The organism is Endozoicomonas sp. PH6C (assembly GCF_059322965.1).
The window spans coordinates 3,850,927-3,864,902 of record NZ_CP185342.1 but is presented as its reverse complement, the minus strand read 5'-3'; the positions used below and the strand labels follow the sequence as shown (position 1 = coordinate 3,864,902).

Here is a 13,976-nt window from a genome sequence, read left to right as displayed (position 1 = left end):
ATATGAAAGCCGGTCGTCGGGCTTGAAAAAAACGGATCCGTTCCCACCTTAAACTTGATTTTATTTTAGATATGACTCGGATGAATGCAGTCTGCTGTGTCGTCTGAATTGAGAGGCTCATGAGTAGAGAAGAGTGCTTCATGCAGTTCCAGGAGCTCGCCACTGATGGTGAAGCTCGACGTGGACGGCTGACCTTTCCCCGTGGCACGGTTGAAACGCCCTGTTTTATGCCCGTTGGTACCTATGGCACCGTTAAAGGCATGATGCCCAGGGATATTGCCGACACCGGCGCGGAGATTATTCTCGGGAATACTTTCCATCTGATGTTGCGTCCCGGCACTGAAATTATCCGTGAGCATGGGGATCTGCACGATTTTAATCAATGGCAGGGGCCGATTCTGACCGACTCGGGTGGTTTTCAGGTTTTCAGTCTGGGCAAATTGCGCAAGATCACTGAAGAAGGTGTTTCTTTCAAGTCGCCTGTGGATGGTTCTCCTGTATTCCTGAGCCCGGAAGTCTCTATGCAGGTTCAGCGTGAGCTGGGTTCAGATATTGTGATGATCTTTGACGAGTGTACCGATGGCGAGGCTTCTGAAAAGGAAGCAGAAGCGTCCATGGAGTTGTCCCTTCGTTGGGCCAAGCGCTCCAAACAGGCTCATGGCGACAGTCCTTCGGCTCTGTTTGGAATTATCCAGGGCGGCATGTTTGAGCATCTGCGCGATCGTTCTCTGGAAGGGTTGACCGAGATTGGCTTCGATGGTTATGCCATTGGCGGTCTATCTGTGGGTGAGACCAAGGCGGATATGATGCGTATTCTGTCGCATATTACCAACAAGGTGCCCGAAGGTTATCCACGTTACCTGATGGGCGTAGGCAAGCCGGAAGATATTGTTGAAGCCGTACGCCGTGGTGTGGATATGTTTGACTGTGTGATGCCGACCCGAAATGCCCGCAACGGCCATCTTTTTGTAGACGAAGGTGTCATTAAAATTCGTAATGCCGTTCATAAGCGGGATAACCGGTCATTGGAAGAGGGTTGCGACTGCTATACTTGCCAGAATTTCAGTCGCTCCTATCTGCATCATCTGGACAAATGTGGCGAGATCCTGGGCTGTATGCTCAATACAATCCACAATCTTCGCTACTACCAGAGGGTCATGGCAGGTTTGCGAGACGCCATTGAACAAGGTAAATTGGACGACTTTGTCGAAGAGTTCTACCGAAAGCGTGGTCAGGCAGTGCCGGTACTTTAATTGGTCGGTAGGATCCTGTTTTTGATCTAACGGAATTTAACTGTGTATTGTTTTAAGGAGCATTTGAATGATCCCATTCATCAGTCCGGCATTTGCTGAAGCAGCTGGAGCAGTCCCAGCGGGTCCTGGCATGTACGGTCAGCTGATCATGCTGGGTGGTTTTGTCCTGATTTTCTGGCTGCTGATCTGGCGCCCACAGTCCAAGCGGGCCAAGGAGCACAAAAACCTGCTCAGCAATCTGTCAAAGGGGGATGAGGTCGTGACCACTGGTGGTATCGTTGGTAAGGTCGTAAACACTACCGATGAGTTTATTACCTTGAAGGTTGCTGAGAACATCGAACTGAATTTCCAAAAATCTTCAGTAGCTGCTTCTCTGCCCAAGGGCACTATTAAAGCTATTCAGTGATAGCTATGAGCTAATGAACAGCCATGAGCTGTGGAAATTGTTTTTCTGAATCGTTGATGATGAAAAATTTTTTCAAGATAAAAAGCGTGACCGGGAATCGAGGATGGTTTCCGGTTATTTCTGGAGAAACGGACTTTGCCTGAGCATCAGGGAGAGTTTTGTTCCTTGAACAGGCTTCTGATCCAGGCATTTAAAATTTAGAACAGGAACCGGTGGGCCATGCTCAATCGATATCCGCTGTGGAAGTACCTGCTGATTGCAATCGTCGTTGCCCTTGGCTTTGTGTACGCTCTGCCCAACTTGTACCCCGATGACCCTGCTATTCAGATATCGGGCGCCAGTTCATCTGAAACCATCAATGCTGGTGTGCAGGATAAGGCACAAAAAGCGCTTGCTGAGGCCAATATTGAGGTTAAGGCCAGTGATAATAATAACGATGCCTTGTTGATTCGACTGAAGCATGCTGATCAGCAGCAGTTGGCTAAATCGGTGATTAAGGATGCCCTGGGCGATGACTACATCGTAGCGCTCAATCTGGCTCCGACGACACCAGAATGGCTGACATCCATGGGCGCCTACCCCATGAAGCTGGGTCTCGATTTGTCTGGCGGTGTGCATTTCCAGCTGGAGGTGGATACGGATCGGGCTGTTAAGACCAAGCTGGATATTTCCAATACTGAAATTCGTACACTGCTTCGAAAGGAAAGGTTGCGCTATCGCACTATGCCTGATCGTGTTGACGGTGCCCGTCAGCTGGCATTCCTGGATGAAGCAACCCGTGACAAGGCAGAGCGTCTGATCAAGCGCGAGTTTCCTGATTTGCTGGTAGAGGCTGAAGACCTGGGGGAGCGTTATGCTGTTTCCTATCGCTACTCCGAACAGTATATTCGTGAACTGGAGGATTATGCGGTCAAGCAAAACCTGACGACTGTTCGTAACCGTGTTAACGAGTTGGGTGTTTCTGAACCTCTGGTGCAGCGTCAGGGGCGTAATAGCATTGTTGTTGAGCTTCCGGGTGTTCAGGACACCGCAGAAGCCAAGCGTATTCTCGGTAAAACCGCTAACCTCGAGTTTCGTCTTGAGGCGCTGCCAAATGCTTCCCGCAGTAATTCGGAGGCTTTTAATTACCAGGGGCGTACTGTTAACCTGGAGCGCGACATAATTATCACCGGTGAGCGAGTTTCCAGTGCTCAGTCGAACTTTGATACCGAAAGTGGTCAGCCTCAGGTAAATATTAGTCTGGACAGTACCGGTGGCAAGAAGATGAATAACGCCACGCGGAATAATGTCGGGCGCAGCATGGCGGTCATCTTTATTGAGCAGAAGCCTGTCACTCGAACCGAATCCCGTGAAATTGACGGAAACCTGGTCAAAGTTAAAGTGCCCGGTTTCCGTGAAGAAAAACGAGTGATCAGTCTGGCTACTATTCAGTCGGCACTGGGTAACCAGTTCCGTATTACTGGTCTGGATTCTTCGGGTGAAGCCTCTGAGCTGGCCCTGTTGCTGAGAGCTGGCTCCCTGGCGGCGCCAATGTATTTTGTTGAAGAGCGAACAGTCGGCCCAAGCCTGGGTGCCGAGAATATCAAAATGGGGTTGGACTCCACTCTGATGGGATTGGGTCTTGTCGTCATGTTTATGGTGGTGGTCTACCGGGTTTTTGGTTTGCTGGCAAATATTGCCCTGGCAATCAACCTGATGCTGTTGATTGCTGTCATGAGTATCTTTGGTGCTACCCTGACAATGCCCGGTATTGCCGGTATCGTTCTGACACTGGGTATGGCGGTGGATGCCAACGTGCTGGTGTTCTCGCGTATTCGAGAGGAGATTAAGCTGGGGCGTCCGGTACAGCGTGCGATTCATGATGGTTATGACCGTGCTTTTGTATCGATTTTTGATGGTAATATTACTACGCTTTTGGTCGGTCTGATTCTCTTTGCCGTGGGAACCGGTCCAATCAAGGGCTTCGCTGTGACTCTGTCTATCGGTATCGTCACATCCATGTTCACCGCGATTATGGTGACCCGCTCACTGGTGAATCTGGTGTACGGCGGACGTCGTGATCTGAAGAAACTGAGCATCTGAGGTGGTCACAATGGCAGACAAGAAAGCAGCCTTGAGCGAAAAAGCAGCCTTGAGCGATAAAACCATTAATTTTATGAAGTTGCGTACCTACGCAACTATTCTTTCCGTTGTGATGATCCTGGGCTCCCTGGCTTCCCTGGCCACTAAAGGAATTAACTGGGGTCTGGATTTTACCGGCGGTACCTTGATCGAGCTGGTTTATGATCAGCCTGCTAACACGGAAGAGATTCGTAACCAGCTGGGTGAGGCTGGTTATAATGACGCCGTCGTGCAGGAGTTCGGTTCTGTACGTGACATTCTGGTTCGTATTCCTGGTGATGATCCGGCTCTGGGCCATAATATTGCCAAGCTGCTGGATCAGAATCACGATGGTAGCGTTGTCGTCAAGCGAGTAGAGTTTGTTGGTCCTCAGGTAGGTGAGCGACTGAGGGAGCAGGGTGGCCTGGGGATGCTGATGGCTCTGGGTCTGGTTATGCTTTATATCGCTTTTCGGTTTCAGTTCAAATTTTCTGTCGGTGCCGTTCTGGCGTTGACCCATGACACCATTATCGTTCTGGGATTGTTCTCCTTTATGCAATTGCAGTTCGACCTCACCGTTTTGGCGGCGATACTGGCGGTTATTGGTTACTCGTTGAACGATACCATTATTGTGTACGACAGAATTCGTGAAAACTTCAGGAAACTGAGGAAGGGTGATGCGGATGAAATCATCAATGTTTCCCTGACTCAGACATTGGGCCGGACATTAGCAACCTCGGGTACTACCTTGATGGTGCTCCTCTCGCTGTACCTGTTTGGTGGTGAGATGATCAATGGTTTTGCCACAGCGTTGATTGTAGGTATTGGTGTGGGTACATATTCCTCCATCTATATTGCCTCCAATCTGCTGATCTACATGAAGATCAGTCGTGAAGACCTGATTGTTCCTGTTAAGGAAGATGACGCTGATCACAGACCCTGATGGTTGTCGTTAACAGGTTTCTTTATTGATACACCTGTCAGTCTGATGAAGAACCGGCCGTATAAAGGCCGGTTTTTTTTTGCGCTCTGACTCAATATTTTAAATTTTGTCACGCTGCATAAAAAGCAATCTGTGCAATGGCTTTGGTTCAGGTCCCAAATATTATTAAACTGTTTGTACTACCGCGTTGAGGTGTCAGTATGCTGAGTCAGAATAATACTGCTCTGGTTGTTGTTGATGTTCAGGGTAAGCTTGCCACATTGATGTATAAGCAGGAGAAAATGCATGACGCTCTGGTGAAAATGATCAAAGGGGTTCGAATGCTGAATTTGCCTGTTTTATGGCTGGAGCAGTTGCCCGAAAAATTGGGACGAACGACTCCAGAAATTGCAGATGAGTTGGAGGGTGTGGCCCCCATAGCCAAGACAACATTCAGTGGTTGTGGGCAGCAAAAGTTTATGGATTCACTGATGGCAACTGGAAAAACATGCATTTTACTGGCAGGTATTGAGACTCATATTTGTGTCTATCAGACGGCTCTGGATTTAATGGCTTCAGGCTACGAAGTCGAAATAGTGGCTGATGCGACTTCATCCAGATCTAAGCACAGCAAGCGACTGGCGTTAGATAAATTGGCACGCAAGGGTGTTGAGATGACCAATGTTGAAATGGCACTGTTTGAACTGATGAAAACCGCCGGGAGTGATGTTTTTCGAGACGTGGCGAAACTGTTGAAATGACTTTGCCTAAAAAGCGAGCCTTAGCCCGCAAGGGTAAGGCTCTAGGAGGTCAGCGTCCCATGTTTTCGTGGGCAAATGGGCGAATACGTTGCAGTACTTCCTTGAAGCATTTGGGGTTGGCGGCAACGACCTGTCCCTTGTCCAGGAAGTCGTGTCTGCCATTGAAATCGCTGCACAGACCACCGGCTTCCTGGATTAATAGTATACCAGCTGCCATGTCATATTTCTGCAGACCGAATTCCCAGAATGCGTCCAGACGGCCGCAGGCAACGTAGGCCAGATCCAGTGCAGCAGCCCCTGCGCGACGAATGCCGGCGGTATCGCCCAGTAAGGTGCGCATCATGTTCAGGTAGCCATCCAGATAGTTCAGGTTGTTGCCGGAGAAAGGGATGCCTGTCCCGATTAATGCGCCTTCAAGGCTTTTGCGACTGCTTACGCGAATGCGTTTGCTGTTCATTGTGGCGCCTTGTCCACGACTCGCGCAAAATGCTTCGTCACGAATGGGGTCAAGCACAACAGCGTGTTCAATGCGGCCGCGATATTGACAGGCGATGGAAATAGCAAAAGTGGGGATGCCACGGATGAAGTTGGTGGTGCCATCCAGTGGGTCAATGATCCAGAGGTAGTCCTTACCTTCACCTTTTCCTTCAGTAGTACCGGACTCTTCACCAAAGAATCCGTGGTCGGGGTACGCCTTCTTTAATGCGCCGATAATGGTTTTCTCGGAAGCTCTGTCGACTTCAGTGACAAAGTCGTTCCGGTCTTTTGCCTGCACCTTGAGACTCTCGAGGTCTTGATGGGCGTGAAGGATGATTTCGGCGGCCGAGCGAGCTGCTCGCAAGGCCATGTTCACCATGGGTTGCATAGGCTGGACTACGTCTGACTGTGAAAGATCGAAATGCTGACCGAGGGGGTCGGCAGCCTGGTACAGACTGGTTTCCTACACGGAAAATAAAGTTCCGGGTATTGGGCCAGTGACTGGGAAAACAAGCGCTGGAGTATAACAGTGTTATTTAAGGCTGGAAACCTTTCATTGTGCTTGTGTGCAGTCTCTGATTTAACGCTGATGATCAGGATGGAGGTATTGGTTGTTAACTATATCGGTTTTAAGGCCAATCGAAGCTTCCCTTACGTGGCTGTCAGTCATTGTTTGGGTTAAACTCGTCGGCCTGATCGTATATATCATAAAAATCATCCGTTACAGATTTTGGATGAGTTTTATGGCATTTAATGAGCTTCTGGCTCCTTGTTTTTGGTGCAAACGAGATATCCCCCAGTGAGTGACGCAGTCGCAATTGAGCCTTTGGTGCTCGACAATATTTCCATTGTTCTGATTAATACCACTCATCCCGGTAATATCGGGGCGGCAGCAAGGGCTATGAAGACCATGGGGCTTAGTAAGCTGGTGTTGGTGGAGCCGCAGGAGTTTCCTTCAGACAAGGCTAGTGCGCTGGCTTCCGGAGCGGATGATCTGCTGGCTCATGCCAGCGTGGTGGGTACTTTGGAAGAGGCAGTAGCTGACTGTCACTTTGTGGTCGGTACCAGCGCCAGAGTCAGAGGGGTGTCACTCCCTCTCGTTGATCCACGCGCCTGCGCTAACCAGATTCTTTCTGAAGCGAGTTCAGGAAATATTGCTATGGTTTTTGGCAGGGAGGATCGCGGGATGACTAATGAAGAATTACAGATGTGTCATCTTCAGGTGCATGTTCCGACCAATCCGGATTTCAGCTCGCTGAACCTCGGAGCTGCTGTCCAGGTTATGACCTATGAGTTGAGAATGGCATGGCTGGCTATAACCCGGGGTGAAGTTCCGCTACCTTCACCGCGAACCCATGAGCTGGCATCCCAGGATGATGTAGAGCGTTTTTATGAGCATTTATATAAGACGCTGATTCAAATCGGCTTTCTTGAGCACAGTAGTCATGAGAAGATTATGGCCAAGCTCAGGCGAATGTACGGTCGCATTCGTCCAGATCGCGTCGAGCTGAGTATCCTTAGAGGCATTTTGTCAGAGACCGGGAAGTTTGCAGGTTGTTCCGGCAGAACTGAAGAGGCTGAGGAGACTCAAAAGAAGTAAAAATGTACATTCAATAATAACAACAGCACCCAGAAAACAAGTGACGAATTGACCCATGTTTGAACGTTTAAAAGAAGACATAAGAACGGTCATGGTGCGTGATCCGGCTGCCCGGAGCACCTTTGAAGTTCTTACCAACTATCCGGGGCTTCATGCTTTGTTGTTGCATCGTGCAGCGCATAAAATCTGGAAGTCCGGTTTCTGCTGGTTGGGCCGATCGCTGTCTACATTCAGTCGCTGGTTAACTGGTATAGAAATACATCCTGGTGCCAGCATTGGTCGACGTTTTTTTATAGATCATGGAATGGGTGTGGTGATCGGTGAAACGGCCATCATTCATGACGATGTGACTCTCTATCACGGTGTGACGCTGGGAGGGACTTCGCCGAATAGAGGTAAAAATCACCCTTCGAATCAGGGTAAGCGTCATCCGACGCTTATGGAGGGAGTTGTGGTTGGTGCAGGTGCCAAGGTGTTGGGTCCCTTTATTGTTGGCGCAAATGCCAAAATTGGTTCCAACTCGGTGGTGGTTCGTGAAGTGCCTGAAGGTGCTACGGTGGTTGGCATACCGGGGCGTATCGTCAAAAAGCGTGAAGAAGTGGATTCTCGGCGCCAGAAAATGGCGGAAAAGATAGGTTTTGATGCCTATGCAGTGACAGAAGATATGCCGGATCCTACCGCAAACGCTATATCTGCGATGCTGGATCATATGCAGGCAGTGGATAGTCGTATAGAAGAGCTCTGTATGACGCTCAGGGAGCGTGGGCTTGATTGTGGTGACAAGCAGCTGCCTGAATTAAGAAAAGAAGATTTTGCCAGCGTAAAATCAGGCACGGAGGGTGAAGTGCTTACGCATCCATAATTTGCTTGGATGCGGGGTGCTGCTTGTATACAATAGCGTCGGCCTGCAGGTCGCTGAGTTTTTTAATGGTGCTTTCGTTAGTAACGTTTCCAGATGGTTGAGCAACAGGTCCTTAATTCAGATGATCTTTTTCGGTTGGCTTGATCTCGACTTCGCCTGATCCCTCTCTGAATCCCTCTCCTCGCAATGGCTGGCTTAAGGTCAAAGCAGGGCTCTCGGACTATTATTTATAATACTTGACTAAATTACTAGGGTATTTCATAATTCGCACGAATACTGATCCTGTGATGGTTTTATTACGTATGCAGGATAGAGCTGCTGTCTGGACAAGCAGCAAAAACAGTAGATTGGATTCTTTTGATAACACCGGCTCTGGTCGGCTAGTTCGGAGATATTGCCAGCATGCGATTAACAACGAAAGGGCGTTATGCCGTGACCGCTATGTTGGATCTGGCTCTTCATGCTGGAGAAGGGCCTATAGCACTGGCTGATATTTCCGATCGTCAGGGTATCTCTCTATCCTACCTGGAGCAGCTGTTTTCTCGTCTCCGTAAGGGAGACCTGGTATTCAGTGTTCGGGGGCCCGGAGGTGGTTACCGCCTGAGTCGTGATATTGATGAAATCTATGTGGCAGAAGTGATTGATGCGGTTAATGAGTCGGTTGATGCCACACGATGTCATGGCAGTGGTTCCTGCCAGAAAGGGGCTAAATGCCTTACCCATGACCTCTGGCATGATCTTAGCCAGCAGATCCACGAATTCCTCAGTGGTATCAGTCTTGCTGAACTCGTAGCCAGACGTGAAGTTCAGAGTGTTGCGATCCGTCAGGATGAGCAGCAGGGACTGAAAAACAAGAGCGCGATCAATAGCCTTCTTTGATGAGGGAGGGCAGTTGATCGCAGGGACAAACAGCCTTGAGTGACTCGAACAACACCAATGTCCGAGCGCCTGGAGATGTACGGGATGAAACTACCTATATACCTGGATTATTCAGCAACAACACCCTGTGATCCGCGTGTTGCTGAGAAGATGAGTCAATGCCTGTTGTCTGAAGGCAATTTCGGTAATCCTGCATCCCGTTCACATGTATTTGGCTGGAAGGCAGAAGAAGCCGTTGAAAATGCTCGTAGACAGGTTGCGGATCTGTTGAATGCTGACCCCCGTGAAATTGTCTGGACTTCAGGTGCCACAGAGTCTGACAATCTCGCCATTAAAGGCGTAGCGCACTTTTACAGCAAGAAGGGTAAGCACGTCATTACTTCCAGGATTGAACACAAGGCGGTTCTGGATGCCTGTCGTCAGTTAGAGCGTGAAGGCTATGAGGTGACTTACCTCGAGCCAGATTCTCAGGGGATGATTACACCCGAGCAGGTAAGTAGTGCATTGCGTGAAGACACTGTTCTGGTCAGTCTCATGCACGTCAATAATGAAATTGGTGTGGTCACAGATATCGCAGCCATTGGCGAAATTACCCGAGCCAACAAGGTTTTGTTCCACGTTGATGCTTCGCAGAGTGCGGGTAAGCTGCCTATTGACCTGGCCAGTCTCAAAGTGGATCTGATGTCTTTATCGGCTCACAAAATGTATGGCCCTAAAGGTGTGGGCGTGCTGTACGTGCGTCGTAAGCCGCGCGTTCGTATCGAGGCTCAAATTCATGGTGGCGGTCATGAGCGTGGAATGCGTTCAGGTACTCTTGCTACACACCAGCTCGTCGGCATGGGTGAAGCTTGTCGTATCGCCAAAGAAGAGATGGCTGTTGATAACGAGCACAGCCTGAAGCTGCGTCAGCGCTTTATGAACAGTATTGCAGATATGGAAGAAGTCCATGTCAATGGCAGTCTTGAACACCGTGTTGCCGGTAATCTCAATATCAGCTTTGCCTTCGTAGAAGGTGAGTCCCTGATTATGTCTCTGAAAGATATTGCTGTCTCTTCCGGGTCGGCCTGTACTTCAGCCAGTCTGGAACCGTCTTATGTGCTGCGTGCGCTGGGCGTCAGCGATGAGCTGGCACACAGTTCCCTGCGTTTCAGCTTTGGTCGTTTCACAACCGCTGAAGAGGTAGATCATGCCGTTGCCCAGGTCAGAGAGGCCGTAGGAAAACTGCGTGAACTTTCACCTCTTTGGGATATGTACAAGGATGGCGTAGATCTGAGCACTGTTCAGTGGGTAGCACACTAATATTGAACCGGGTGGGAGGAAAATATCATGGCATACAGTGAAAAAGTAATCGATCACTACGAGAATCCCCGTAATGTCGGCAAACTAGACGACAAATCTGACAAGGTAGGTACGGGTATGGTCGGTGCGCCCGCCTGTGGTGATGTAATGCGTCTTCAGATTCAGGTTAGCGATGAGGGTGTGATTGAAGATGCTCGCTTCAAAACCTATGGATGTGGTTCTGCTATTGCCTCCAGCTCTCTGGCAACAGAGTGGATGAAAGGCAAGACGCTGGATCAGGCAGCAGAAATTAGAAACACAGATATTGCTGAAGAGTTGGCGCTTCCCCCTGTGAAGATCCACTGTTCAGTGTTGGCTGAAGATGCAATCAAGGCTGCAATCGACGATTATCGTACCAAACACGGCGGGTCATAAGGTTGGTGATATTCCATTGACCTGCTGGATTTATGTATTGAGTTGGAGTATTTCATGGCGATCACCATGACGAAAGCCGCAGCCCGGCATGTAAGGGATCAGCTGAAGAAGCGCGGCAGGGGTCTCGGTATTCGTGTAGCGGTGCGAACTTCTGGCTGTTCGGGCATGGCTTATGTGCTGGAGTTCGTGGATGAAACTGCCAAAGACGAGCTGTCTTTTAAAAGTCAGGGTGTCTACATATACTCGGATCAGAAGAGTCTGGTCTACCTTGATGGCACTGAGCTTGATTTTGTCAGGGAAGGTTTGAACGAGGGTTTTCAATTCAACAACCCCAATGCAGCCAGCGAGTGTGGTTGTGGTGAGAGCTTTAACGTTTGAACTTTGACGTACAGTGATACCCATGCAGCCGACCCTCGTTCCTTTTACAATGCATTAAAAAGTCTTTTATCACGTGAGTGGTGAAAGACTTTTTGACATTGAGAGAGAGTTGTAATAAAGGCTGCGTAATGAATAAGTTTCGGGATTTCTGGTATTTTATTTGTTGATGGAATTCCGGCCTTCACCTATTTGGAATGTTCGGTATCGTGGTCGATTTAACCAAGAATTTTTTCGAGTTGTTTCAGTTGCCTGTCGAATTTCAGGTCGATCAGGCGTTGTTATCCGAGCGATATCGCGAATTGCAAAAGTCGGTTCATCCTGACCGGTTTGCCGGGGAAGATGAGCGTCAGCAAAGGTTGGCGGTTCAGTATGCGGCCTATGTTAATGAAGGGCTCGAAACACTGAAGTTGCCCCTCAATCGCTCACTTTACCTACTGGATCTGGCTGGCCATTCTGTTGATCTTGAAAATAATACGATTATGGACACGGCCTTCCTGATGGAGCAGATGGAGCTGAGAGAAGCTGTCAGCGAAATTCGTGAACATCAGGATCCTGAGTCTGAACTGGATCGGCTGATGGCTCAGGTGGACCAATCTGTAGCGGATTATCAAAACGAATTTGCCTCTCTCTGGCAAAAGGGCGATGAGGCTTCTCTGGAGCAGGCTGCGGCTGTCGTTCAAAAAATGCAATTCATGGTTAAGCTGTCTATCGAACTGGAACAGCTGGAAGCCGAGCTCCTGGATGATTGAGAATCGAATATGGCACTTCTTCAGATATCTGAACCCGGGCAGGCTCCGGAACCTCATCAGCAAAAACGTGCAGTAGGCATCGATCTGGGAACGACCAACTCCCTGGTAGCGACCATTCGATCCGGCTCTGTGGAAACATTACCGGATCACGAAGGCCATCATATTCTGCCCTCAATAGTCCGATACGCAGACCAGGGTATCGAGGTGGGGCTGGCTGCGAAACCTTACGTCGTAGAGGATTCCCTGAATACCATTGTCTCAGTTAAGCGACTGATGGGGCGCGGTCTGGAAGATGTCAGCACACTGGGTGAGGTGATGCCTTATCACTTCACACAATCAGAAAGCAGTATGCCTTTGATAGAAACCCGTCGGGGTGCTGTCAGTCCGGTTGAAGTGTCTGCTGAAATTCTTCGTTCATTATCAGAGCGTGCCAGGGAAAGCCTGGGTGGTGAGCTGGATGGTGCGGTCATTACCGTGCCTGCTTATTTTGATGATGCACAACGACAGGCAACTAAATATGCAGCCAGGCTGGCAGGTTTACATGTATACCGTCTTTTGAATGAGCCCACTGCAGCTGCTGTTGCCTACGGACTGGATGACGGGGCTGAAGGGGTTATTGCTGTCTTTGACCTGGGTGGTGGTACCTTCGATATTTCTGTGCTCAGGTTAAAGAAAGGCGTGTTTGAAGTCATGGCTACGGGTGGAGATACCGCCCTGGGTGGTGATGATTTTGACAAAGCCGTTGCCCATTGGATTCTGGAGTCTGCTTCTGTTTCTGAAGCGGAACTTGACAGCGGGCTTTTCAGGGCCGTAATGACAGAAGCCTGCAGGGCTAAAGAAGCCCTGACTGACCTGGATAGCGTCTCCGTCGCCTTTGCTGGCTGGCAGGGTGAGCTGAGCCGTGTTCAGTTTAATGGGCTGGTTAAGCCACTGGTTTCCAGAACCATCAGAGCATTCAAACGAACCCTGCGTGATGCAGGCGTTAAGGCGGCTGACATTCGTGAAGTGGTTATGGTGGGTGGTTCTACCCGTGTACCCTTTGTTCGAGAGTCTGTGGCTGAATTTGTCGGCAAGCAACCCCTGACGTCTATTGATCCGGATCGGGTTGTAGCAATGGGCGCTGCGCAACAGGCCAATGTTCTGGCAGGGAACAAGTCTGCTGAAGAAATGTTGCTGCTGGATGTTATTCCTCTTTCGCTCGGTTTGGAGACCATGGGCGGATTGATGGAAAAAGTCATTCACAGAAATACCACTATTCCGGTCAGTAGGGCCCAGGAGTTTACAACCTATAAAGAAGGCCAGACCGCAATGGCCATACAGGTTCTGCAAGGTGAGCGGGAACTGGTGAGTGACAACCGTTCGCTGGCTCGCTTTGAGTTGCGCGGTATTCCACCACTGCCTGCCGGTGCTGCCAAGATTCGTGTGACTTTCCAGGTTGACGCGGACGGCCTGCTGGATGTTTCAGCGGAAGAAATGGCTACGGGTATTAAAAGCAGTGTACAGGTCAAGCCCTCATTTGGTCTGACCGATGATGAAATCGCCCGTATGCTGAAAGAGTCCATGAGTAGTGCTGTTGAAGACAGGGATGCCAGAAAACTGAGGGAGCAGGAAGTAGAGGCTGATCGTTTGACAGAAGCTCTGACAACGGCGCTTAAAGCCGACGGGCGTGAACTGCTGAGTGAAGATGAATTTAACCGCCTGGTGGCTGATCTGGAACAACTCGGAACTGTAAGGCGTCTGGGGGATGCCGATGCCATCAAGCTTGAAATAGAACGTATCAGTAAGGCCACTGATGAGTTTGCTGCCCGTCGAATGAATTCGGGTATACGAAAAGCACTCTCGGGTCATAAGATTGACGAATTCAAGGAGTCCTGAA

General features: G+C 49.6%; 14 protein-coding genes. 13 read left to right on the top strand and 1 reads right to left on the bottom strand.

The features are described 5' to 3' along the window. The first annotated feature begins 140 nt into the window (after positions 1-140). From tgt to ACOMG9_RS14835, 5 genes are all read left to right on the top strand, one after another. Positions 141-1,253, top strand: coding sequence for a tRNA guanosine(34) transglycosylase Tgt (gene tgt, locus ACOMG9_RS14855; protein WP_422137121.1), 1,113 nt, complete (start codon positions 141-143; stop codon positions 1,251-1,253). A gap of 67 nt (positions 1,254-1,320) precedes the next feature. Next, complete coding sequence (gene yajC, locus ACOMG9_RS14850) at positions 1,321-1,659, top strand: preprotein translocase subunit YajC (RefSeq protein WP_448217450.1); 339 nt, start codon at positions 1,321-1,323, stop codon at positions 1,657-1,659. A gap of 219 nt (positions 1,660-1,878) precedes the next feature. Next, a complete protein-coding gene (gene secD / locus ACOMG9_RS14845; RefSeq protein WP_448217449.1) occupies positions 1,879-3,741 on the top strand; it encodes a protein translocase subunit SecD in 1,863 nt (620 codons plus the stop codon). A gap of 10 nt (positions 3,742-3,751) precedes the next feature. Continuing rightward, complete coding sequence (gene secF / locus ACOMG9_RS14840; RefSeq protein ID WP_448217448.1) at positions 3,752-4,702, top strand: protein translocase subunit SecF; 951 nt, start codon at positions 3,752-3,754, stop codon at positions 4,700-4,702. Between the two features lie 200 nt (positions 4,703-4,902). Beyond that, positions 4,903-5,442 (top strand): hydrolase, encoded by a 540-nt coding sequence (locus tag ACOMG9_RS14835; protein ID WP_448217447.1) that lies wholly within the window; start codon positions 4,903-4,905, stop codon positions 5,440-5,442. Positions 5,443-5,491: 49 nt separating this feature from the next. Here the strand turns inward: ACOMG9_RS14835 and ACOMG9_RS14830 are convergent, their stop codons facing one another. After that, on the bottom strand, positions 5,492-6,307 hold the full coding sequence (locus ACOMG9_RS14830; RefSeq protein WP_448217446.1) for an inositol monophosphatase family protein: 816 nt from the start codon (positions 6,305-6,307) through the stop codon (positions 5,492-5,494). A gap of 411 nt (positions 6,308-6,718) precedes the next feature. Here ACOMG9_RS14830 and trmJ point away from each other — a divergent pair, with 411 nt between their 5' ends. The 8 genes from trmJ to hscA all read left to right on the top strand — a co-directional run bounded on the left by trmJ (position 6,719) and on the right by hscA (position 13,975). Further along, complete coding sequence (gene trmJ, locus ACOMG9_RS14825; RefSeq protein ID WP_494529025.1) at positions 6,719-7,519, top strand: tRNA (cytosine(32)/uridine(32)-2'-O)-methyltransferase TrmJ; 801 nt, start codon at positions 6,719-6,721, stop codon at positions 7,517-7,519. A gap of 55 nt (positions 7,520-7,574) precedes the next feature. After that, on the top strand, positions 7,575-8,381 hold the full coding sequence (cysE, locus tag ACOMG9_RS14820) for a serine O-acetyltransferase (RefSeq protein WP_422475667.1): 807 nt from the start codon (positions 7,575-7,577) through the stop codon (positions 8,379-8,381). A 402-nt stretch (positions 8,382-8,783) separates the two neighbouring features. Beyond that, the gene (gene iscR, locus ACOMG9_RS14815; RefSeq protein ID WP_422134239.1) at positions 8,784-9,260 is read left to right on the top strand and encodes a Fe-S cluster assembly transcriptional regulator IscR; all 477 of its coding nucleotides are present in this window, start codon (positions 8,784-8,786) and stop codon (positions 9,258-9,260) included. Positions 9,261-9,344: 84 nt separating this feature from the next. Then, a complete protein-coding gene (locus tag ACOMG9_RS14810) occupies positions 9,345-10,559 on the top strand; it encodes an IscS subfamily cysteine desulfurase (protein ID WP_422134238.1) in 1,215 nt (404 codons plus the stop codon). Positions 10,560-10,586: 27 nt separating this feature from the next. Next, positions 10,587-10,973, top strand: coding sequence for a Fe-S cluster assembly scaffold IscU (iscU, locus tag ACOMG9_RS14805; protein ID WP_422134237.1), 387 nt, complete (start codon positions 10,587-10,589; stop codon positions 10,971-10,973). A 66-nt stretch (positions 10,974-11,039) separates the two neighbouring features. Next, positions 11,040-11,351 (top strand): iron-sulfur cluster assembly protein IscA, encoded by a 312-nt coding sequence (gene iscA / locus ACOMG9_RS14800; RefSeq protein ID WP_494529024.1) that lies wholly within the window; start codon positions 11,040-11,042, stop codon positions 11,349-11,351. Positions 11,352-11,557: 206 nt separating this feature from the next. After that, positions 11,558-12,100 (top strand): Fe-S protein assembly co-chaperone HscB, encoded by a 543-nt coding sequence (gene hscB / locus ACOMG9_RS14795; RefSeq protein ID WP_494529023.1) that lies wholly within the window; start codon positions 11,558-11,560, stop codon positions 12,098-12,100. 9 nt (positions 12,101-12,109) lie between these two features. Then, positions 12,110-13,975: a Fe-S protein assembly chaperone HscA gene (hscA, locus tag ACOMG9_RS14790; RefSeq protein ID WP_448217444.1), complete on the top strand. Its 1,866-nt coding sequence runs from the start codon at positions 12,110-12,112 to the stop codon at positions 13,973-13,975. The last annotated feature ends 1 nt before the right edge of the window (position 13,976 follow it).